This window comes from Pseudomonas sp. LPB0260, from assembly GCF_013388395.1.
Genome location: NZ_CP058247.1, coordinates 3,561,583 through 3,583,097, shown reverse-complemented (window position 1 = coordinate 3,583,097; position 21,515 = coordinate 3,561,583). Strand labels below are relative to the sequence as shown.

Below are 21,515 nucleotides of genomic sequence, written 5' to 3'. Positions count from 1 at the left end.
CGATGTCGGAGTCACTGAGTCGATTTTCACTCAGGCAGACATTCAGGGAGGGCTTGTGGACGCTCTACTGGCTTTTTTCAATACCCCGCTGTTCGGCACCCCGGGTTGGTTCTGGCTGGCCTTCCTGGTGCTTATCCTCGGCCTGCTGATCCTCGACCTCGGCGTGCTGCACCGCGATCAGCATGTGATCGAGATGCGCGAGAGCCTGCTGCTGTACAGCGGCTACTTCAGCATCGGCCTGGCCTTCGGTGCCTGGATCTGGCTGCAGTTGGGCGCCACCAAGGCACTGGAGTACTACACGGGCTTTCTCGTCGAGCAGTCGCTGTCCATGGACAACGTCTTTGTCATGGCGATGATCCTCGGCTACTTCGGCGTGCCGCGCCGCTACCAGCACCGCGTGCTGTTCTGGGGCATCATCGGGGTGATCGTGCTGCGGGCCATCATGATCGGCCTGGGCACGGCGCTGGTGCAGCGCTTCGATTGGGTGCTCTACCTGTTCGGCGCGTTCTTGCTGCTCAGCGGTTTCAAGATGCTGCGTGGTCAGCAGCAACCCGAGCAGCACCCGAACCTGGAGCAGAACCCCCTGGTGCGTTTCCTGCGCCGGCATGTTCGGGTCAGCGATGACTTCCACGGTGGCCGCTTCTGGGTCCGCTTGTCCGACCCGGCCAGCGGCAGGCCACTGCTCTATGCCACCCCGCTGCTGCTGGCACTGGTACTGATCGAGCTGGCCGACCTGGTGTTTGCGGTGGACAGCGTGCCGGCGGTGCTGGCCATTTCCCAGGATCCGTTCATCGTCTACACCTCGAACATCTTCGCCATCCTCGGCCTGCGCTCGCTGTACTTCGCCCTGGCGGCGCTGATGCACCGCTTCATCTACCTCAAGTACGCCCTGTCCCTGGTGTTGATGTACATCGGCGGCAAGATCCTCCTGCACGATCTGTTCGAGGTGCCCGCCCTGCTGTCTCTTTGCGTGACGCTGGGACTGCTGGCCGGCGGCGTCCTGGTCTCCCTGCTCGGGACCCGTGAGCGGGCCAGGCTCGATCGACAGCACAGCCAGCGCTGACCTTGATTCGCCGATGGATGCGACCGCAAGGCCCGCCCATGCGGGCCTTGGGGGACGCGGCGAAACAGGCTCAGCGACTGGCCTGCATCGCCTCGCGGGACATGTACTTGCCGATCTCGAACTTGCCGATCGCCGCGCGGTGCACCTCGTCCGGGCCGTCGGCCAGGCGCAGGGTGCGCTGCATGGCGTACCAGTAGGCCAGGGGGAAGTCGTTGGACACCCCGGCGCCGCCGTGGATCTGGATGGCGCGGTCGATCACCTTGAGCGCGACGTTGGGCGCCACCACCTTGATCTGGGCGATCTCGCTGGCGGCGATCTTGTTGCCGACGGTGTCCATCATGTAGGCCGCATTGAGGGTCAGCAGGCGAGCCATGTTGATTTCCATGCGCGAGTCGGCGATCAGGTCGATATTGCCGCCCAGGCGCGCCAGCGGTTTGCCGAAGGCGGTGCGGTCGACGGCGCGCTCGCACATCAGCTTGAGGGCGCGTTCGGCCATGCCGATCGAGCGCATGCAATGGTGGATACGGCCCGGACCTAGGCGGCCCTGGGCGATCTCGAAACCGCGACCCTCGCCGAGGATGACGTTCTCATAGGGCACCCGCACGTTGTCGAACAGCACCTCGGCGTGGCCGTGGGGCGCGTCGTCGTAGCCGAACACCGGCAGCGGGCGCAGCACCTTGACTCCGGGGGCGTCCATCGGCACCAGGATCATCGAGTGCTGCTGGTGACGCGGCGCATCCGGGTTGGTCAGGCCCATGAAGATCATCACCTTGCAGCGCGGGTCGCAGGCCCCGGAGGTCCACCACTTGCGGCCGTTGATCAGCCACTCGTCGCCCTGGCGCACGGCGCTGGCCTCCATGTTGGTGGCGTCGCTGGACGCCACGCCCGGCTCGGTCATGGCGAAGGCCGAGCGGATCTCGCCGCTGAGCAATGGCTCGAGCCACTGGCGCTTCTGCGCCTCGCTGCCGTAGCGCACCAGCACCTCCATGTTGCCGGTGTCCGGCGCGGCGCAGTTGAACGGCTCGGGGCCGATCAGCGAGCTGCCCATGATCTCGGCCAGGGGCGCGTACTCGGTGTTGCTCAGGCCGGCGCCCAGCTCCGAGTCAGGCAGGAACAGGTTCCACAGCCCCTCGGCCCTGGCCTTGGCTTTCAACTCCTCCATGATCGCGGTCGGCTGCCAGCGGTCGCCTTCGGCCACCTGCTGCTCGAACACGGCCTCGGCCGGATACACATGGGCCTCCATGAATGCGCTCACGCGCTCACGCAGTTCCTGAACCTTGGGGGAGTAGGCGAAATCCATGGGGCTACCTTTTTGCGGGAATTGAATGAAGTCTCGACGACGTGAAAAAGATGCTAGAGCAGGGTTATGGATTTATCTAACCTATTTTCATCGTGTATAAACATTCATCACCGATATATGATCCACCCCCATGGATAACCCTCGGAGCCTGCAAGGAATGAATCTCAACAAAGTTGATCTCAACCTGTTCGTCGTCTTCGATGCCATCTATTCCGAGGCCAACCTGACCCGTGCCGGGCAGATCGTCGGCATCACCCAGCCGGCCGTGTCCAACGCCCTGGCCCGCCTGCGCGAGACCTTCAACGACCCGCTGTTCGTGCGTACCGCCCAGGGCATGGTGCCCACGCCCATGGCGCAGAACATCATCGGCCCGGTGCGCAGCGCCCTGCAGCAGCTGCGCATCTCGGTGCAGGAGAGCCGTACCTTCAATCCGGCCCAGGCGAGCAAGACCTACCGCATCAGCATGACCGACCTGACCGAGGCGGTGATCCTGCCAGCGCTGTTCCAGCGCCTGCGCCGCCTGGCGCCGCAACTGGTGATCGAGAGCATGCTGGCCAAGCGCCGGGAAACCACCAAGGAACTGGCCGCCGGGCGCCTGGATTTCGCCGTCGATGCACCGCTCAATACCGACCCGCAGGTGCGCCACGTCAAGTTGCTGGAGGACCGCTACGTCTGCGCCATGCGTCCCGGCCATCCGCTGGCCAAGGACAGGATCAGCCTGGACGAATACCTGGGCCTGACCCACATCCATATTTCCAGCCGCCGCAGCGGCCTCGGCCATGTCGACCTGGCCCTCGGCAAGCTGGGCATCCAGCGCAAGATTGCGTTGCGCTCCCAGCACTACCTGATGGCCACCACCGTGATGCAGGGCACCGACATGGTAATGACCGTGCCCGAGCGCTTCGCCCGGCGCAACGCGCTGCACCATGTCGAGCTGCCGGTCAACGGCGTGCCGACCCTGGAAACCCACCTGTACTGGCATGAAAGCACCGACCAGGACCCCGCCAACCGCTGGATGCGCGAACAGATCATCGAAATCTGCCAGCAGGTCGCCACCCAGGAACGGAAGCTCGAAACCGCCGCGCCATGAACTGGCTACAGGCCATGGGACCATTCGTGCGGACGCGCCTTGGCAGGCGCCGGGGCATGACTTAAGGTGCGGGGACTTGCTGGCGCTTTGCTTGGGAAGGTTCGATGCGCACTCTGCTGTTGGTTTACTGCTTGTTGCTCGGCACCGCCGAGGCCCGCGAGGTGCTCATCGTCGGCAACAACTACGGTGCTCCCAAGATCTACGCGCAGAACGACCAGCCCAGCGGCCTGCTGGTGGATATCCTCAGCTACGCCGATGCCTCCCTGCCCCAGCACCAGCTGACCCTGCACCTGTATCCCTGGGCGCGGGCCTACTGGATGGCCCGGGAGCACCAGGCCGGCATCGTCGGCCTGAGCTGGACCGCCGAACGCCAGCAGATCTTCGACTATTCGATACCGCTGTTCTACGACGAAGTGCTGGTGGTGGTGCGCCGGGACCGGGCCTTCGACTTCGCCGGCCTGGACGACCTGGCGGGTCGCCGCGTCGGCCTCGGCGCCGGTGGTAGTTTCGGCGAGGATTTCGAGCAGGCTCGCCGCCGCGGGGCCTTCGAGGTGATCGAGGACAACGGACCTGTGCCGCGCTTGAAGAAACTGCTGGCCGGGCGAATCGATGCGGCGTTGATCAATCCCGGGCTGGCCAGCCTGCAGTGGGCCATCGGCCAGGACCTGGTACTGCGCAAGCGGGCCGGCGAACTGCTGGCCTTGCCGCAGCCACTCAAACGCGACGCCAACTACCTGGGCTTTCACAAGAGCATGGCCATGGGTGAATTTCTCGAGGCGTTCAACGCGGTGATTCAGCAGGGCTATGACAGCGGCGAGATTCCACGGCTGCTCGAACGCTCCTCCCGCCCCGTGGCGCAGGAGTCGGCCGCCCCTGCCGGCGAATCGGTGCCGCTCTAGGTCGCAGCCGGGTTCAGGCGCTGTCGCGCAGCACCACTTCGAAGCCGACATCGATTCGCTGGCTGGGTGGCTGCTCGCCGCGCATCAGGGTCAACAGCATCTGCGCGGCCAGTTCGCCGACCTTGCCACGGGTGGTGCGTACCGTGGTCAGCGCCGGGTGCACCCAGGCCGCGGCCGGCAGGTCGTTGAAACCGGCGATGGCCAGGCGCTGGGGTACCGCCAGGTTCAGTTGCCGGGCGCGAAACAGGGCACCGAGGGCCAGGTCGTCGTTGTTGAAGAACACCGCATCGATCTGCGGCCACTGTTCCAGCAGGCGGTCGAGCAGGCTGGCGCCCAGGCCGATGGACGACAGTTCGGGGGTCAGCAATTCCAGCGTCGGGTCATGGCGCCCGGCTTCGCGCAACGCCTGCCGATAGCCTTCGGCGCGCTGCAAGGTGCGCGGATCGAGCTGCGCCGCGGCGAAGGCGATCTGCCGGTAGCCACGCGCAATCAGGGCCCGGGTCATGGCCGCCCCCGCCTCCTGCTGGGAGAAGCCGACGCAGTAGTCGTCCGGTGCGTCGCTCAGTTCCATCATGCTGACGATCGGCCCGCGGTAGCCGCCGAGAATCTCTCGCGCCGCATCGCTGCGCTCGAAACCGGTGAGCAGCAGGCCGGCCGGCTGGTGCGCCAGGTAGGCGCGCAGCAGGCGCTCGTCCTCTTCCGCGCGGTAGTGGCTGACGCCGAGCATCACCTCGAAGCCGGCGGGCATCAGCGCCCGCTGGATCGCCTCGGCGGTGTCGACGAACACCGAGTTGGACAGCGAGGGAATGATCACCGCGACCAGATTCGAGCGTGAGCTGGCCAGCGCCCGCGCCGCCGAATGGGGCACGTAACCGAGCTCCTTGACCGCCCGCATCACCTGCTCGCGCAGGGCATCGGAGACCATGTCCGGCTGCGACAGCGCCCTTGAGGCGGACATCAGCGAGCAGCCGGCGGCCTTGGCCACATCGGACAGGGTGACGCGTTCGGCGGTGCGACGTCGACGCTGGCTCATGACAGTTCCCTGGACAAGAAGCCGGCGATTCTACCAGCTGAAAAAAAGCGCGGGATACGCCGCCCTGGGCCGGCAGCATGCAACCACCGGCAAACCCGGCGTAACCCGCGAAAACTCATCAGTGAGCGGCCTTGGCAGCCTCGGCCTGGACCTGGTCGAACAGCTCCTGGCCGACGGTGTCGACCACCTGCTGGATCGCCGGCTGGGCGATTTCGCGCATCAACTGGACCTGCTCGGCACTGATCTCGTTGACCTGCATGCCGTTGGCCTTGAGCTGGGCCAGGGCCTTGGCGGCCTCGGCGCGGGTGTCCTGGCGCTCGAAGTCACGGGCCTTGATCGCCGCCTGCAGGATGATCGCCTGCTCGCGCTGCGACAGGCCGTCCCACCAGCGCTTGGAGGCGGTGACGATCCATGGGCTGTACACGTGATTGGTCACGGTCAGGTACTTCTGCACCTCGTAGAACTTCGACGAGAGGATGGTGTTGAAGGGGTTTTCCTGGCCATCCACGGCCTTGGTCTCGAGCGCGGTGAACAGCTCGGAGAACGGCAGCGGCACGGCGTTGGCGCCCATCAGCTTGAAGGTCTCGAGGTAGACCGGGTTGGGCATGACACGCAGCTTGATGCCGGAGAAGTCCTCGACCTTGGCGATCGGACGGACGTTGTTGGTCATGTTGCGGAAACCGTTCTCCCAGTACACCAGGCCTACCAGGCCCTGCGCTTCCAGCTTGTCCATGACCTGGCGGCCGATCGGGCCATCGAGCACGGCGTCGGCCTGTTGCTCGCTGCTGAACAGGAAAGGCGTATCCCACACCGCCATTTCCTTGCTGATGCCGACCAGGGTCGCGGTGGAGCCGACCATCATCTCCTGGGCGCCGCCGATCAGGGCGTTCTGCATCTGGTTGTCGGCGCCGAGGCTGGCGGAGCCGAAGGTGCGGACCTTGAGCTTGCCGTCGGAGGCTTTGGCCACTTCCTCGGCCAGCAGCTTGGCGGCGCGGCCCTGGTTGCTGTCCTCGTTGAGGCCATAACCGAAGCGGATCATCCGCGAGCGAATCTCGTCGGCCTGGGCGGTAAGCGTGGCCAGCGGGCTAAGCAGGGTGGCGGCAGCGAGGCCGGCGATCAGGAAGCGTTTCATGGGGCTAGTACCTTTGTTGTTGTGGATGCGTACGGGTTGGGACCGGAGGCCCCGGGTGGGTTGCGCAAGATGCCTCAGCGCAGCCATGCCAGCGGCACCGTGACGATTTCAGGCACGGCGATCAGCAGCACGACTATCGCCAGGTAGATCAGGAAGAACGGCATCACCCCGCGCACCAGCACGTCCATGCGTAGGCGACCGATGCCGCCGACTACGTTGAGCACCGTGCCCACCGGCGGGGTGATCAGGCCGATGGAGCCGATCAGCACGAACATCACGCCGAAATACACCGGGTCGACGCCGGCCTTGACCGCGATCGGCGCCAGCACCGGGGCGAGGATGAGGATGGTCGGGGTGAGGTCCAGAACCATGCCCACGGCGATCATCAGCAGCATGATCGCCGCCACCAGCAGCTGCGGATGGTCGGCCAGCGGGCCGAGCATGGCGCCGATCTCGTCCGGCAGCTGGGCCAGGGTGACCATGTAGGCCGACACCGTCGCCGCCGCGCAGAGGAACATCACCGAGGCGGTGGTACGGCTGGCGCGGGTCATCGCCTCGACCAGGGCGCTCCAGTTCAGCTCGCGGTACAGCAGGGTCGACACGCCCAGGGCATAGACTGCCGCGACCACCGCCGCCTCGGTCGGGGTGAAGATGCCGAAGCGCAGGCCGCCGACGATGATCACCGGCAGCATCAGCGCCGAGGCGCCGTCGAGCAGGGCCGCGCGGCGTTCGGCCCGGCTGGCCTTGGGCGGGGTCGGTTCGGTGAAGCCGCGGGCGATCAGGGTCCAGGCGAGAATCAGCCCGCCGCCCATGATCAGCCCCGGCACCAGGCCGGCCATGAACAGCTGGCTGATCGAGGTGTTGGTGACCACGCCATAGATGACGAAGGGCATCGACGGCGGAATGATCGGCGCGATGATGCCGCCGGCGGCCACCAGGCCGGCCGAGGCATGCAGCGGGTAGCCGCGCTGACGCATCATCGGCAGCAACAGGGTGGCCAACGCCGCGGTATCGGCCAGGGCCGAACCGGACATGCTGGCCAGCAGCACCGCCGCGGCGATGGCGACGAAGCCCAGGCCGCCGCGCTTGTGGCCGACGAAGGCCTGGGCCATGGCGATGATGCGCTTGGAGATGCCGCCGGCGTTCATCAGCTCGCCGGCGAGGATGAAGAACGGCACGGCCAGCAACGGGAAACTGTCGGCGCCGGCCAGCAGGTTCTGCGCCAGCAGCTGCACGTCCCAGAACTCCAGATACCACATCAGCACCGCGCCGGTGAGGATCAGGGCGAAGGCGATGGGCATGCCGAAGGCCATGAAGCCCAGCAGGGAGGATAGGAAAACCGCGACTGTCATCGGTGGGTCCTCGGTGGGCGGTGCCCGGTCTTGTTATGGGAAGATTCGTGGCTCATGGCCGGCTCAGTCGACCGTCACATTGGCCAGCGAGGAGGCCGCTTCATCGGGGCTGCGCCAGAGGTTGACCAGCTGCACCAGGGCCAGCAGCGTCAATACCGCCATGCAGGCCAGCACCGGCAGCATCGCCAGGGCCAGGGGGTAGCCGACCACCGGGCTGTTGATGCTCCAGCCGAACTGCAACTGCTGCCAGGCGCCCCAGCTCGCCAGGGCGCTGGCGGCGGCCACCAGCAGCCAGCTGGCCGAGTCGACCAGCAATCGCGCGGCCTTGGGAAAGCGGTCGCGAATCATGGAAAAGCTCATCAGCTCGCCGCGGCGCATGCTCGAGGCCACTCCGACGAACACCAGCCAGACGAAGGCCAGGCGCGACAACTCCTCGGCGCCGGACCAGCCGGAGTCGAAGGCATAGCGCAGCACCACGTTGCTGAACACCACCAGCACCATGAAGCCCATCAACACGGCCATCAGGCCATCGGTCAGGCGGTCGAACAGGCGCGCCAGGCCACCCCGGTAGATCGGCGTGCCCGTCAGGTGTACGCCGCCGCCATTGATAGCGCTATCAAATTCCTGCGCGGAAAGGTCCACCCGTTCGGCCATTTCCGCCTCCGTGGAGCTTTGGCGCACCCAGGTGCATACCTGCTCAACCACGTCGGCGCGGCTCTGGGTGCCGTCGACGGTCAACACACCTGGCTCGCCGTCCGGCGCTTCCAGGGTGGCGAACTGGCTGTCGACCAGGGAGGTCGGCATGAAGTGACCGGGACGCCCCCCCACGCGCTGCAGGGCGGTGGTGTGATCGATATGCAGGTGGGCGAAACGCAGGCCCGGTACGGCGGCGCGCAGGCGCTCACGGTAGCTGAGCTTGAGCGCCGAGCAGGCCAGCACGAAGCCCTCGCCAGCGGCCTGGGCGGCCTGCATCTCGGCGATCAGCGCGTCCAGCCAGTGCACCCGGTCGGCGTCGCTCAGGGGGATGCCGGCGCTCATGCGCTCGACGTTTTCGCGGGGGTGGAAGCGATCGGCCTCGATGTGCCGCCAGCCAAGTGCGGTGGCGACGGCCTGGCTGATGTCGCTCTTGCCCGAACCGCTGACGCCCATCACCACCAGGGTGCGGTCAGCCGGCACGAGGCCATGGGCAGGGAGGCAAGTAGTCATGGATTCTCCGGGGCGCCATCGGTGTGGCGTCGTTTTGTTTGGCCGGATGTTAGCGCTATCAGGATCGTTCGACAACCTTGATTTTGACCTGATATCGCCCAGGTGCGCGCGGCGCACCCTACTCTGGCCAAGCAGGAGGGAGCGCCGGACCGGAGTGAGTCCGGCTCATCGTAGGGTGCGCTATGCGCACCAGCCCTGTCAGCGCGCGCCCTAAGCGAAGCCTCAGAGGCTGCGCGCGATGACCAGGCGCTGGACGTCGCTGGTGCCTTCGTAGATCTGGCACACGCGCACGTCGCGGTAGATGCGCTCGACCGGGAAGTCCTTGAGGTAGCCGTAGCCGCCGAGGGTCTGGATGGCTGCCGAGCAGACCCGCTCGGCCATCTCCGAGGCGAACAGCTTGGCCATCGAGGCCTCGTTCAGGCAGGCCAGGCCGGCCTCGCGCAGGCTGGCTGCGTGGTGGACCATCTGCCGTGCCACGGCGATCTCGGTGGCCATGTCGGCCAGGCGAAAGGCCACCGCCTGGTGTTCGATGATCGGCTTGCCGAAGGCCTCGCGTTCGTGGGCATAGTCGCGCGCGGCCTCGAAGGCCGCGCGGGCCATGCCCACGGCCTGGGACGCGATGCCGATGCGCCCGCCCTCGAGGTTGGACAGGGCGATGCGGTAGCCCTCGCCCTCCTCGCCCAGGCGCAGGCTGACGGGAATGCGCAGGTCGTCGAACTGGATCTGGCAGGTGTCCGAGGCGTGCTGGCCGAGCTTCTCTTCGACCCGCACCACCGAGTAGCCGGGGGTGTCGGTGGGCACGATAAAGGCGCTGATGCCCTTCTTGCCCGCTTGCGGATCGGTCACGGCAAACACGATGACCATGCCGGCATGGCTGCCGGAGGTGATGAACTGCTTGCTGCCATTGAGCACGTAGTGGTCGCCGTCGCGCCGGGCGCGGGTCTTCAGGCTGCTGGCGTCGGAGCCGGCCTGGGGCTCGGTGAGGGCGAAGGCGCCGAGCATCCTGCCTTCGGCCAGGGGCCGGAGGAAGCGCTGCTTCTGCGCCTCGCTGCCGAATTTGAGGATCGGCATGCAGCCCACCGAGTTGTGCACGCTCATGATGGTCGAGCAGGCACCGTCGCCGGCGGCGATTTCCTCCAGGGCCATGGCGTAGGCCAGATGGCCGGTCTGGGCACCGCCCCACTCCTCCGGGACCAGCATGCCCATGAAGCCCAGCTCGCCCATTTCCTTCAGGGCCTCGGCCGGGAAACGGTGCTCCCGATCCCATTCGGCGGCGAACGGCTTGAGCCGCTCCTGGGCGAACTGGCGGGCCATGTCGCGGATCAGCAGCTCTTGTTCAGCAGGAATCATGGGGCTCTCCCGGTTCAGTTCAGCAGTTCGATGGCCATGGCCGTGGCCTCGCCACCGCCGATGCACAGCGAGGCGACGCCGCGCTTGAGGTCGTGCTGGCGCAGGGCGTTGAGCAGGGTCACCAGCACCCGCGCCCCGGAGGCGCCAATCGGGTGGCCGAGGGCGCAGGCGCCGCCATGCACATTGAGCTTGTCGTGGGGAATGTCCAGGTCGTGCATGGCCGCCATCGGCACCACGGCGAAGGCCTCGTTGATCTCGAACAGGTCGACTTCGGCCAGCGTCCAGCCGGTGCGGTTCATCAGGCGCTGCAGGGCGCCGACCGGGGCGGTGGCGAACAGCTTGGGCGCATGGGCGAAGCTGGCGTGGCCACGGATCGCCGCCAGCGGCGTGAGGCCGCGTTTCTGCGCCTCGGACAGGCGCATCAGCAGCAGCGCCGCGGCGCCATCGGAGATCGAGCTGGCGTTGGCCGCCGTCACCGTGCCGCCCTCGCGGAAGGCCGGCTTGAGGCTGGGGATCTTGTCCGGGCGAGCCTTGGGCGGCTGCTCGTCGCTGACGATGCTGCGCAGTTCGCGCCCTACCCTGGCCTCCACTGCGACAATCTCGTCCTTGAAGCGCCCTTCGCTCATGGCCTTCTGCGCGCGGGTCAGCGAGGCGATGGCGAAGGCATCCTGCTGCTCGCGGCTGAAGCCGTAGGCCTCGGCGCAGTCCTCGGCGAAGGTGCCCATCAGGCGGCCCTTGTCGTAGGCGTCCTCCAGGCCATCGAGGAACATGTGGTCGAGCACCCGGCCGTGGCCCATGCGGTAGCCGCCGCGCGCCCGCTCCAGCAGGTAGGGGGCGTTCGACATGCTCTCCATGCCGCCGACGACCACCACTTCGGCACTGCCGGCCAGCAACAGGTCATGGCCGAGCATCGCCGCCTTCATGCCCGAACCGCACATCTTGTTCACCGTCGAGCACGGCGTGCCCTGGTCCAGGCCCGCACCGAGGGCCGCCTGGCGCGCCGGCGCCTGGCCCTGGCCGGCCTGCAGCACGCAGCCCATGATCACTTCCTGCACGGCATCGGCCGCCAGCCCGGCGCGTTCCAGGCTGGCGCAGATCGCCGCGGCGCCCAGCTCGGCGGCGCTGACCTCCTTGAGCTCGCCGAGAAAGCCGCCCATTGGCGTGCGCGCGGCGCTGACGATTACCACCGGATCGGATTGCCTGTTCATGTCGCTGTACCTCTTAAGCCGATTCCGGGCGGCCCGGATGGGATCCGCGCTGCCCATTCTTTTGACAACGTTACTTGGCCGCCATGCGCAGGGCGCCATCCAGGCGGATGACCTCGCCGTTGAGCATGGAGTTCTCGATGATGTGACACACCAGCGCGGCGTACTCGTCCGGGCGGCCCAGGCGTGGCGGGAACGGCACGTTGGCGGCCAGGGAGTCGCGCACCTCCTGGGGCATGCCGGCCATCATCGGCGTCTCGAAGATGCCCGGGGCGATGCACATCACGCGGATCCCCGAGCGCGCCAGATCCCGCGCCGCCGGCAGCGTCATGGCCGCCACCCCGCCCTTGGAGGCGGCATAGGCGGCCTGGCCCATCTGCCCGTCGAAGGCGGCCACCGAGGCGGTGTTGACGATCACCCCGCGCTCGCCCTCCTCGTTCACCTCGCCCCGGGCCATGGCCTCGGCGGCCAGGCGCAGCATGTTGAAACTGCCGACCAGGTTGACCTGAATGACCCGATTGAAGCTCTCCAGGCCGTGGGCGCCGTTGCGTCCCAGGACCTTCTCCGCCGGGGCGATGCCGGCGCAGTTGACCAGCCCGTGCAGGCCACCGAAGGCCTCGACGGCGGCGGCCACTGCGCGACGGCCGTCGTCCTCGCGGGTGATATCGGTCGGCACGAAGCGGGCATTGCCGCCCAGTTCCTCGGCCCGCGCCGCGCCGGCCTCAGCGTTGATGTCGGCGAGGACGACCTTGCCGCCCTGGGCCACCAGCTCACGGGCGGTGGCCAGGCCCAGCCCGGAGCTGGCGCCAGTCAGCAGAAACACTCGGTCTTCGATACGCATGCTTTCGACTCCTTATTCAATGGGCGGCCGCCTGGGCCTTGGCGATCTCCTGGTTGCGCAGGAGAAAGCGCTGGATCTTGCCGCTGGGGGTCTTCGGCAGTTCGTCGACGAACGCCACCTCACGGGGGTAGGCATGGGCCGACAGGCGTCTGCGCACATGCTGCTGCAGTTCTTCGGCCAGTGCAGCCTCGGCGCGGTACTGGCCGTGCAGCACGACGAAGGCCTTGACCAGCTCGGTGCGTTCCGGGTCCGGCTTGCCGATCACGGCAGCCTCGATCACCGCCGGGTGCTCGATCAGCGCGCTCTCCACATCGAAGGGGCCGACCCGGTAGCCGGAGGTGGTGATCACGTCATCGCTACGGCCGACGAAACTGATGCTACCGTCCTCGTTCAGCTCCACGGTGTCGCCGCTCAGGTAGTAGTCGCCGACGAAGGCCTTGGTCGGCAGGCCCTGGTAACCCGGAAACCAGAACAGTGGCGAGCGCGGCCGGTCGACGGCGAGGATGCCGGGCTGCCCTGCCGGCAGTTCGCGCTGCTGCTCGTCCAGCACCACCACCCGATGGCCGGGTATGGCGAAGCCGGCGGCGCCGACGCGCACCGGGTGGGCCAGTGCATGATGGTTGCACAGCACCATGCCCAGTTCGGTCTGGCCGTAGTGGTCATGGATGGTGGTGCCCAGGCCGCCTTCGAACCAGCGGATCACCTCCGGGGTCAAGGGCTCGCCTGCGCTGCTTACCGCACGCAGGCGGCCCTTGAGTTGCGCTTCGACCTGTTCCTTGGCCGCCAGCAGCAGGCGATAGGCTGTGGGTGAGCCTGCCAGATTGGTGATGCCGTACTTGCGGATGATCCGGCAGGTGCTCTCCACGCTGAACGAACCTTCGTAGAAGGTCGTGGCGTGGCCCATGGCCAAGGGGCCGGTCACCGCGTAGTACAGGCCATAGGCCCAGCCCGGATCGGCCAGGTTCCAGAACGCATCGTCCTCGCGCAGGTCCACGGCGTCGCGCAGATAGCCGACGAACGCCAGGATCGCCTTGAGCGGCACCGGCACGGGCTTGGCCAGGCCGGTGGTGCCGGAGGTGAACATCATCAGGAAGGGGTCTTCGGCGCTGCGCATGACCGGTTCGAATTCGCTCGAATGGCGCTCCAGCTCCTCCCAGAAGCTGAACTCGCCGCTCTGGATGTCCTGATCCCGAGCGCCGGCGACCGTGACGATCATTGGCACGCCCTGCACCTCATCGAGCTTGGCGCGGTTGGCCGCGTCGGTCACCACCAGTCTGGCGCCGGAACTCTGCACCCGGTGTTCGATGGCCTTGGGCCCGAAGGCGGTGAACAACGGCTGATACACCGCGCCCAGGCGCCAGGTACCGAGCACCGTGATCAGCAGCTCGACGGTACGCGGCAACAACCCGGCCACGCAGTCGCCGGGGCGCACGCCTTGGGCCTGGAGGAAGTTGGCGAAGCGCGCGGCTTGCTCTTTCAATTCGCAGAAACTGTAGCGCGCGCTGTCACCCTCGCGGCCCTCCCAGAACAGGGCGATGCGCCCGGGCACGGCATGCCGGTCACAGCATTCGACGCAGGCATTGAGTGCATCCAGCGACCCCGAGAGGGTCGTGGCTACGGCAGTCGGATAATCGAACTCGCGGGCGGCGGTCAGGTAATCGCGCATCGGGGTAACTCCCGGTTGTTGTTCTTTGGAGTACCGCCAATAGTCGGAGGCGCGCGCCCTGGCGGCAATGTCGACAGGCGTCAACCTGACTGAGCGGTTTGGACAACCCGGCTCAGGCCGAGGGCGCCTCCGGGTGCATCAGCGCGCGATACTGCCCCGGTGTGGTGCCGGTCCATTTCTTGAACGCCTTGTAGAAGGCACTGGCATCGGCGAACCCGAGCTCGAAAGCCAGCTCGGCAAAGTTGCCGGCGCCGCCGTCCAGGCGGGCGATGGCCAGGTCACGGCGTACATGGTCCTTGAGCCCCTGGTAGGACTGGCCCTCTAGTGCCAGCTTGCGCCTCAGGGTCGAGGGCGCCATGTAGAAATGGGCGGACAATGCCTCGAAATCCGGCCAGCGTTCGGCCTTGAGGTCGCGCAGGTAGGCCTTGATTCGCGCGCCGTGACTCTGCGGGTCACGGTAGCGCACCAGGATATTGGCCGGCGCCCCGGCGAGGAAACGCCTGAGCTCGCGCTCGCTGCGGCGCACCGGTTGCGCCAGGCATTCGGCGTTGAACAGCAGGCGGCTGTGGGGCCGACCGAAGCGCAGGTTAGTGGTGAACATCACCCGGTAGTCGCCGATATAGTCCGGCGCCGAACAACGCAGCTCGGCCGCCAGGATCGGGATGCGCCTTCCGGCCAGCCAGCAGGCCAGGCCATGCACGATCATCCACAGGGTGAAACAGGCGAAGGCCCGGCTGCCCTGCCCCGGCGCCTCCTCGATGACGATGGCCGCCATTCCGCCCTGGCGTTCCAGACGCGGGGCAAAACCCTCTAAGACCAACCGCAGGAAGGCCAGGGCGCTGTCCAGGGCCGTTCCGAGGGTCGGCTCGCGCAACGCTGCCTTGGCCATGAAAGCGAAACTACCGACCTTCATCCGCCGCGGGTTCATGCCGAAGAACTCGTCATCCATCGCCTGTGCCAGCGCCCGCCACAGCCGTGCATAAGCCTGGGCGGGCACCCGCGCGTTACCCTTGCCGAGCAGTTCTGCCGCGATGCCGGCCCCGACCAGCAAACCACCGGCGTCCAGGCCCCGCGCCTGCCATTCGCGCAGGGCCTCACCCACCAGCCTGACGGAGATGGTGCCCTTCTCGACCGTTGCGTCGGTCATGCTGCCCCCGCGCCCTGCCGCATCAGGGCGCCGCCTGCCCCAGTTCCGCCAGCATCTGCTCGCGCATGCGGAACTTCTGCACCTTTCCGGTCACCGTCATGGGGAAGGCATCGACGAACTTGAAATAGCGCGGCACTTTGAAGTGGGCGATATTGGCCTTGCAGTAGGCCCGCAGGGCCTCCGCATCGCAGACATGGCCGGGGTGCAGCTGGACCCAGGCGGCGATCTCCTCGCCGTACTTCTCGTCCGGCACACCGATCACCTGCACGTCCGCCACCGCCGGATGGCTGAAGAGGAACTCCTCGACCTCTCGCGGATAGATGTTTTCGCCGCCGCGAATGATCATGTCCTTGCTGCGCCCGACGATTCGCACGTAGCCCTGCTCGTCCATCACTGCCAGATCGCCGCTGTGCATCCAGCGCCCCGGATCTATGGCCTCGGCCGTAGCCTGGGGGTTGTCCCAATAGCCAAGCATCACGCTGTAGCCGCGGGTGCACAGCTCGCCGGTCTCGCCCCGGGGCAGGATGCGCCCCTCGGCGTCGACTATCTTGCTCTCCAGCTGCGGCTGGGTGCGGCCGACGCTGGTCACCCGCAGCTCCAGCTCGTCGTCGGCGGCGGTCTGCAGCGACACCGGGCTGGTCTCGGTCATGCCGTAGGCGATCTGCACCTCGCCCATGTGCAGATCGTCGATCACCCGGCGCATCACCTCGATCGGGCAGGTGGCGCCGGCCATGATCCCGCTACGCAGGCTGGACAGGTCGAACTCCGCGCGGCGTGGATGATCCAGCGCGGCGATGAACATGGTCGGCACCCCGTACAGGATGGTGGCACGTTCCTCGGCCACCGCCAGCAGGGTGGCCTCGGGCTCGAAGCTCGGCGCCGGGTAGATCATGGTGCTGCCATGGGTCAGGCAGCCGAGGTTGCCCATCACCATGCCGAAACAGTGATACAGCGGCACCGGGATCACCAGGCGGTCCCGTTCACTCAGGCCCAGACTCTCGCCGACCATGTAGCCGTTGTTGAGGATGTTGTAGTGGCTCAGGGTCGCGCCCTTGGGCGAGCCGGTGGTGCCGGAGGTGTACTGGATATTGATCGGCTCATCGAACTGCAGCAGCGCCTGGCGCTCGGCCAGCTGTTCTGGGGCGACCTCCGCGGCCAGGCCCGCCAGCTCATGCCAGCAGAGGAAACCCGCCGGCGCCTGGCGCGCCAGGCTGATCACCCCGCGCAGCCGCGGCAGCCTTGCGCTGCGCAGGGTACCCGGCTGGCTGCTGGCCAGTTCCGGTAGCAGCGCCACCAGCATGGCGTGGTAGTCGGAGGTCTTGAAGGCGTCGGCGCAGATCAGCCAGGCGCAACCGGACTGCTTCAGGGCGTACTCCAGCTCGCTGCCGCGGTAGGCTGGGTTGATGTTGACCAGAACCGCCCCGACCTTGGCCGTGGCGAACTGGGTGATGCACCACTCGGCGCAGTTGGGCGCCCAGATACCCACTCGTTCGCCCTGCTGCACGCCCAGTGCCAGCAGGGCACTGGCGCAGCATTCGACCTGCTCGGCCAACTCGGCCCAGCTGTAACGCAGGCGCTGGTGACGCACTACCAGGGCTTCGCTCTCGGCGAAGCGCGCCACCGTGGCATCGAAGGCCTGGCCTATGGTCATGGTCAGCAGCGGCTTGTCCTGGGGGCCGCGGGTGTAGCTGAGATGGTTCATAGCTTCCCTTCTTGTAGTTGTCATGGATTCTGGCTAGCCGCAGACGGTTTTGTCGTCGCCGCAAATTTACGTTGACGTTAACGTAAGCAAGCCACTGCTGCCTGTCCATAATCTTTTTGTCGAATGCCGCATGAAGAGCGACCACTACTCTGACGCTTACGCAACCAGAGCGTGACCACGCTAGCACTCCAATGAATCGGGGCTATGCTGATCAGCGCAACTGGGACCATAGTGCTTCAAGCCTGCATCGCGCGCCTTTCCAAGCCAGTTGGACAAGACAATCGACGCGGGTCTGGTGGTACCAGGCAACTGAGTATGGCAACACCAGCAACACCAGGAAGTGAAAGGACCACGAGGCGACAACAAACCTCGGGCGTACACAGGGATGTGCAGTCCGCAGACGAGGGCGAGAGCCCTCGCATTCGCGAGAGTCTGGTCACGGCAGGAGCCGAACCGGACTCTGCAGGCGCCACAAGCACGCTGCAGAACATCCCTATTTGGTCAGGAACCAACACGGTCGTAATCCGCGGCCGCGTTACCCACCTCACTACAGGGGATATGCAAACGTGACTCCTATCCGCACTCGCACTACCCGTGCATTTCGCAATCATGCGCTGGCTACCGCTTGCGCACTGGTGATGGCAGCACCCATGGCCGTCGCCGCACCGGATACCGGCGCTGCCCGTATCAACACCAGCATGCTCAAGGACGGCCAGAGCTACGACCGCTTCATCGTCAAGTACCGCAGCGGCAGCAGCGAGCTGGCCAGCAGCAGCATGCGGACCCAGGCGCTTAACGAGGCCGGCATGCTGCAGGGCCTGGGCGTCGGCCACCTGCGGCGCACCGCGGTCGGCGCCGACGTGATCAAGTCGGCGCGCAAGCTCGACCGCGCCGGCGCCGAAGCCCTGATGCAGCAGATCGCCGCCAACCCCAACGTCGAGTACGTCGAGGTCGATGCCCTGCTCAAGCCGGTCCTGACCCCGAACGACTCGCGCTACAACGAGCAATGGCACTACTTCGAGGCCACCGCCGGGATCAACGCTCCCACCGCCTGGGACCGCTCCACCGGCAGTGGCGTGGTGGTCGCGGTGCTGGACACCGGCATCACCAATCACCCTGACCTCAACGCCAACGTGATCGCCGGCTACGACATGATCTCCGATACCACGGTCGCCAACGACGGCAACGGCCGCGATGCCGACCCGAGCGATCCGGGCGACTGGACCACCGGCCAATGCGGTACGCCCAGCGATTCCAGCTGGCACGGCACCCACGTGGCCGGCACCGTGGCCGCGGTCACCAACAACGGCCTGGGGGTGGCCGGGGTGGCGTACAACGCCAAGATCATGCCGGTGCGGGTGCTCGGCACCTGCGGAGGCTACACCTCGGACATCGCCGATGGCATCGTCTGGGCCTCCGGTGGCAGCGTCAGCGGTGTACCGACGACCAGCACCCCGGCCAAGGTGATCAACATGAGCCTGGGTGGCAGCGGCAGTTGCAGCATGACCACGCAGAACGCCATCAACAGCGCGGTCGGCCGCGGCAGCACGGTGGTGGTGGCGGCGGGCAACAGCAACGCCAATGCCGCCAACTTCAATCCGGCCAACTGCAACAACGTCATCACGGTTGCGGCCACCACCCGCAGCGGCTCCAGGTCGAGCTTTTCCAACTACGGCTCGGTGGTCGATGTCGCCGCCCCGGGCTCGGGCATCCTCTCCACCCTCAACAGCGGCTCCACCACACCGGGCAGCGCCAGCTATGCCGCCTACAACGGCACGTCCATGGCCGCGCCACACGTCGCCGGGGTGGTCGCCCTGATGCAGGCGGCTACGCCGAAGACCCCGGCGCAGGTGGAAAGCAATCTGAAGAGCAGCACCCGACCATTGCCCGGCACCTGCAGCGAAGGTTGCGGCACGGGCATCGTCGATGCCCGCGCCGCGGTCGATGTCCAACTCGGCAGCCCGCCGGTCAACCAGGACAGCCTATTCAATGGCCAGCCGATCAGCGGTCTGTCCGGCAGCAAGGGGTCCAGCAAGACCTACAGCATCACGGTACCGGCCGGCGTCAGCAGCCTGAGCTTCACCCTGTCCGGCGGCAGTGGCGATGCCGATCTCTATGTGCGCTTCGGTTCGGCCCCTACCACCAGCAGCTACGACTGCCGCCCCTACCTCGACGGCAATAACGAGGCCTGCAGCTTCAGCAACCCGCAGGCGGGCACCTACCACGTGATGGTGCGCGGCTACACCAGCTACTCCGGTGCCAGCCTGGTGGCCCGCTACTAGTCCCCTTCGACGGCGAGCTTTGCCCCCGCCCAGCGCGGGGGCTTTTTTCAGCACGTCCGGCCGCCTGCCAGCTCCCGCTTGTTCATGTGCCAACGGCGGTTCGCATGGGCCCGCCACGCGCCGATACCGTTGGTCAGCGGCCGTTCGTCGCAATGTGAAGGCAATCGCAGTCCAGATATCCGCCGCTATGCCGATAGCCCGAGCACTTCCATAGTTCGCCGCATCCGCGATTGCTTGTCCGGGCACACACCCGGTCGAGTAGACGGCGCCGAGCGGCCGCGCCCTGATGATGGGCGCAGGACCGGAGGTGGAAGGATCGTGACGGCCGGAAACCGTCATGCCCGCACAAGGACGAGCAGTCCGCCAGCAAGGAGCTGGACCCTGGATTTCGCCAGCGTCCGGTATCGCCCAACCGCGAGCCGGGCAGGCCTGCAAGCGCTGGAAGCACTCTGCAGTAGTTCCCTTTAGCTGGGCCGTGCTTGGCGGCCCGGTTCCCATATCATCGGGGGTTGCAAACGTGTCTTCTACTCATACTCGTACCAATCGGCCGCTGCGTGCCCATGCGCTGGCAGTCGCCTGCGCGCTGGCCATCGCCGCGCCCATGGCCTACTCCGCGCCGGATACTGGCGGCGCGCGCATCAACACCAGCATGCTCAAGGAAGGCAAGAGCTACGACCGTTTCATCGTCAAGTACCGCAGCGGCAGCAGCGAACTGGCCAACAGCAGCCTGCGCGCCCAGGCGCTGAGTCAGGCCGGTCAGCGGCGCGGCGTGACTGTCGCCCATGTGCGGCGCACCGCGGTTGGTGCCGATGTCATCAGGTCGGCGCGCAAGCTCGCTCGCGCGGAGGCCGCCGCACTGCTGCAGGAGCTGGCAGCCAACCCCAACGTCGAATACGTCGAAGTGGATGCGCTGCTGCAGCCGGTCTTCACCCCGAACGATTCGCGCTACAACGAGCAGTGGCACTATTACGAGCCCACCGGCGGCATCAACCTGCCGACCGCCTGGGATCGCTCCACCGGCAGTGGCGCGGTGGTCGCCGTGCTGGACACCGGTATCACCGGTCACCCGGACCTGATCGGTAACCTGGTCGCCGGCTACGACATGATCGCCGACCCCGCTGTCGCCAACGACGGCAACGGCCGGGATGCCGACCCCAGCGATCCGGGCGACTGGACCAGCGGCCAGTGCGGTACTCCGCGCAACTCCAGCTGGCATGGCACCCACGTCGCCGGCACGGTAGCGGCCCTCACCAACAACACGGAAGGCGTAGCCGGTGTGGCCTATAACGCCAAGATCATGCCGGTACGGGTGCTCGGCACCTGCGGTGGCTACACCTCGGATATCGCCGACGGCATCATCTGGGCCTCCGGCGGCAGCGTCAGCGGCATTCCTATCACCAGCACCCCGGCCCAGGTCATCAACATGAGCCTCGGCGGCACAGGCAGCTGCAGCCTGACCACGCAGAACGCCATCAACAGCGCGGTCGGCCGCGGCACCACGGTGGTGGTGGCGGCAGGCAACAGCAATCTGGATGCGGCCAACTTTACCCCCGCCAACTGCAACAACGTCATCACCGTGGCCGCGACCACCCGCAGCGGAGCACGGGCGAGCTTCTCCAACTACGGTGCGGTGGTGGATATCGCCGCCCCCGGCTCGAGCATCCTCTCCACCCTCAATAGCGGCACCACCACGCCGGGCAGCGCCTCTTATGCGTACTACAGCGGCACCTCCATGGCCGCGCCCCATGTCGCCGGGGTGGTCGCGCTGATGCAAGCGGCGTCACCGCAGTTGCCGGCGCAGGTGGAAAGCAACCTCAAGAGTAGCGCCCGGGCATTGCCGGTCGCCTGCGCCGAAGGCTGCGGCAGTGGACTGGTGGATGCGCGGGCGGCCCTTGATAGGCAGGCCGGCCCACCTGTCGTCAACCAGGACACCCTGTTCAACGGCACGCCGATCACGGGCTTGTCGGGCAGCAGGCGCTCGATGAAGAGCTACCGCATCACGGTACCGGCCGGGGTCAGTCGTCTGCTGGTTTCCATGTACGGCGGTTCCGGCAATGCCGACCTCTACGTGCGATTCGGCGCCGAACCGACCGCAACCAGCTACGACTGCCGCCCACGGCGCAGCAACAACAACGAAAGCTGCACGTTCAATAACCCGCAGGCCGGCACTTACTACGTGGTGGTGAGCGGCTCCGCGAGCTACTCCGGCGTCAGCCTGAAGGCGAGTTACTGATACAACCGCGCATT

The 21,515-nt window shown here is 66.7% G+C and carries 16 protein-coding genes; 5 read left to right on the top strand and 11 right to left on the bottom strand.

Translation table 11 applies throughout. The features are described 5' to 3' along the window. Positions 1 to 55 precede the first annotated feature (55 nt). Positions 56 to 1,063 (top strand): TerC family protein, encoded by a 1,008-nt coding sequence (locus LPB260_RS16130; RefSeq protein ID WP_208706832.1) that lies wholly within the window; start codon positions 56 to 58, stop codon positions 1,061 to 1,063. Positions 1,064 to 1,133: 70 nt separating this feature from the next. Here the strand turns inward: LPB260_RS16130 and LPB260_RS16125 are convergent, their stop codons facing one another. Further along, a complete protein-coding gene (locus tag LPB260_RS16125) occupies positions 1,134 to 2,363 on the bottom strand; it encodes an acyl-CoA dehydrogenase (protein ID WP_208706831.1) in 1,230 nt (409 codons plus the stop codon). A gap of 157 nt (positions 2,364 to 2,520) precedes the next feature. On the opposite strand from LPB260_RS16125, the gene LPB260_RS16120 reads away from it, so the two are divergent. Together LPB260_RS16120 and LPB260_RS16115 are read left to right on the top strand one after the other, a co-directional pair. Beyond that, positions 2,521 to 3,453, top strand: coding sequence for a LysR family transcriptional regulator (locus LPB260_RS16120; protein ID WP_208706830.1), 933 nt, complete (start codon positions 2,521 to 2,523; stop codon positions 3,451 to 3,453). A 104-nt stretch (positions 3,454 to 3,557) separates the two neighbouring features. Then, positions 3,558 to 4,352, top strand: coding sequence for an ABC transporter substrate-binding protein (locus tag LPB260_RS16115; RefSeq protein ID WP_208706829.1), 795 nt, complete (start codon positions 3,558 to 3,560; stop codon positions 4,350 to 4,352). 13 nt (positions 4,353 to 4,365) lie between these two features. On the opposite strand, the gene LPB260_RS16110 is transcribed toward LPB260_RS16115, so the two are convergent. From LPB260_RS16110 to LPB260_RS16065, 10 genes are all read right to left on the bottom strand, one after another. Beyond that, positions 4,366 to 5,385: a LacI family DNA-binding transcriptional regulator gene (locus tag LPB260_RS16110; RefSeq protein ID WP_208706828.1), complete on the bottom strand. Its 1,020-nt coding sequence runs from the start codon at positions 5,383 to 5,385 to the stop codon at positions 4,366 to 4,368. Positions 5,386 to 5,503: 118 nt separating this feature from the next. After that, positions 5,504 to 6,517 (bottom strand): TRAP transporter substrate-binding protein, encoded by a 1,014-nt coding sequence (locus tag LPB260_RS16105; RefSeq protein WP_208706827.1) that lies wholly within the window; start codon positions 6,515 to 6,517, stop codon positions 5,504 to 5,506. A 74-nt stretch (positions 6,518 to 6,591) separates the two neighbouring features. After that, on the bottom strand, positions 6,592 to 7,869 hold the full coding sequence (locus LPB260_RS16100; RefSeq protein ID WP_208706826.1) for a TRAP transporter large permease: 1,278 nt from the start codon (positions 7,867 to 7,869) through the stop codon (positions 6,592 to 6,594). A gap of 63 nt (positions 7,870 to 7,932) precedes the next feature. Continuing rightward, positions 7,933 to 9,018 carry a gluconokinase, GntK/IdnK-type gene (locus tag LPB260_RS16095; RefSeq protein ID WP_208709993.1) on the bottom strand — a complete coding sequence of 362 codons (1,086 nt, stop codon included), beginning with the start codon at positions 9,016 to 9,018 and terminating at the stop codon, positions 7,933 to 7,935. Positions 9,019 to 9,297: 279 nt separating this feature from the next. Next, positions 9,298 to 10,425, bottom strand: coding sequence for an acyl-CoA dehydrogenase family protein (locus LPB260_RS16090; protein WP_208706825.1), 1,128 nt, complete (start codon positions 10,423 to 10,425; stop codon positions 9,298 to 9,300). 14 nt (positions 10,426 to 10,439) lie between these two features. Further along, a complete protein-coding gene (locus LPB260_RS16085) occupies positions 10,440 to 11,633 on the bottom strand; it encodes an acetyl-CoA C-acyltransferase (protein WP_208706824.1) in 1,194 nt (397 codons plus the stop codon). Positions 11,634 to 11,703: 70 nt separating this feature from the next. Beyond that, the gene (locus LPB260_RS16080) at positions 11,704 to 12,471 is read right to left on the bottom strand and encodes a 3-hydroxyacyl-CoA dehydrogenase (RefSeq protein WP_208706823.1); all 768 of its coding nucleotides are present in this window, start codon (positions 12,469 to 12,471) and stop codon (positions 11,704 to 11,706) included. 16 nt (positions 12,472 to 12,487) lie between these two features. After that, positions 12,488 to 14,137: an acyl-CoA synthetase gene (locus tag LPB260_RS16075; protein ID WP_208706822.1), complete on the bottom strand. Its 1,650-nt coding sequence runs from the start codon at positions 14,135 to 14,137 to the stop codon at positions 12,488 to 12,490. Positions 14,138 to 14,249: 112 nt separating this feature from the next. Beyond that, positions 14,250 to 15,284 carry an AraC family transcriptional regulator gene (locus tag LPB260_RS16070; protein ID WP_208706821.1) on the bottom strand — a complete coding sequence of 345 codons (1,035 nt, stop codon included), beginning with the start codon at positions 15,282 to 15,284 and terminating at the stop codon, positions 14,250 to 14,252. Positions 15,285 to 15,306: 22 nt separating this feature from the next. After that, on the bottom strand, positions 15,307 to 16,986 hold the full coding sequence (locus LPB260_RS16065) for an AMP-binding protein (RefSeq protein WP_208706820.1): 1,680 nt from the start codon (positions 16,984 to 16,986) through the stop codon (positions 15,307 to 15,309). Between the two features lie 650 nt (positions 16,987 to 17,636). Here LPB260_RS16065 and LPB260_RS16060 point away from each other — a divergent pair. Together LPB260_RS16060 and LPB260_RS16055 are read left to right on the top strand one after the other, a co-directional pair. After that, positions 17,637 to 19,268 (top strand): S8 family peptidase, encoded by a 1,632-nt coding sequence (locus LPB260_RS16060; protein ID WP_218281496.1) that lies wholly within the window; start codon positions 17,637 to 17,639, stop codon positions 19,266 to 19,268. 517 nt (positions 19,269 to 19,785) lie between these two features. Next, on the top strand, positions 19,786 to 21,501 hold the full coding sequence (locus LPB260_RS16055; protein ID WP_218281495.1) for a S8 family peptidase: 1,716 nt from the start codon (positions 19,786 to 19,788) through the stop codon (positions 21,499 to 21,501). The last annotated feature ends 14 nt before the right edge of the window (positions 21,502 to 21,515 follow it).

What these genes read in the sequence shown, in the direction of transcription:
- LPB260_RS16125 (WP_208706831.1), bottom strand. Translation starts at nt 2,363, where the DNA reads ATGGATTTCGCCTACTCCCCCAAGGTTCAGGAACTGCGTGAGCGCGTG.
- LPB260_RS16120 (WP_208706830.1), top strand. Translation starts at nt 2,521, where the DNA reads ATGAATCTCAACAAAGTTGATCTCAACCTGTTCGTCGTCTTCGATGCC.
- LPB260_RS16115 (WP_208706829.1), top strand. Translation starts at nt 3,558, where the DNA reads ATGCGCACTCTGCTGTTGGTTTACTGCTTGTTGCTCGGCACCGCCGAG.
- LPB260_RS16110 (WP_208706828.1), bottom strand. Translation starts at nt 5,385, where the DNA reads ATGAGCCAGCGTCGACGTCGCACCGCCGAACGCGTCACCCTGTCCGAT.
- LPB260_RS16105 (WP_208706827.1), bottom strand. Translation starts at nt 6,517, where the DNA reads ATGAAACGCTTCCTGATCGCCGGCCTCGCTGCCGCCACCCTGCTTAGC.
- LPB260_RS16100 (WP_208706826.1), bottom strand. Translation starts at nt 7,869, where the DNA reads ATGACAGTCGCGGTTTTCCTATCCTCCCTGCTGGGCTTCATGGCCTTC.
- LPB260_RS16095 (WP_208709993.1), bottom strand. Translation starts at nt 9,018, where the DNA reads ATGGGCGTCAGCGGTTCGGGCAAGAGCGACATCAGCCAGGCCGTCGCC.
- LPB260_RS16090 (WP_208706825.1), bottom strand. Translation starts at nt 10,425, where the DNA reads ATGATTCCTGCTGAACAAGAGCTGCTGATCCGCGACATGGCCCGCCAG.
- LPB260_RS16085 (WP_208706824.1), bottom strand. Translation starts at nt 11,633, where the DNA reads ATGAACAGGCAATCCGATCCGGTGGTAATCGTCAGCGCCGCGCGCACG.
- LPB260_RS16080 (WP_208706823.1), bottom strand. Translation starts at nt 12,471, where the DNA reads ATGCGTATCGAAGACCGAGTGTTTCTGCTGACTGGCGCCAGCTCCGGG.
- LPB260_RS16075 (WP_208706822.1), bottom strand. Translation starts at nt 14,137, where the DNA reads ATGCGCGATTACCTGACCGCCGCCCGCGAGTTCGATTATCCGACTGCC.
- LPB260_RS16070 (WP_208706821.1), bottom strand. Translation starts at nt 15,284, where the DNA reads ATGACCGACGCAACGGTCGAGAAGGGCACCATCTCCGTCAGGCTGGTG.
- LPB260_RS16065 (WP_208706820.1), bottom strand. Translation starts at nt 16,986, where the DNA reads ATGAACCATCTCAGCTACACCCGCGGCCCCCAGGACAAGCCGCTGCTG.
- LPB260_RS16060 (WP_218281496.1), top strand. Translation starts at nt 17,637, where the DNA reads ATGGCCGTCGCCGCACCGGATACCGGCGCTGCCCGTATCAACACCAGC.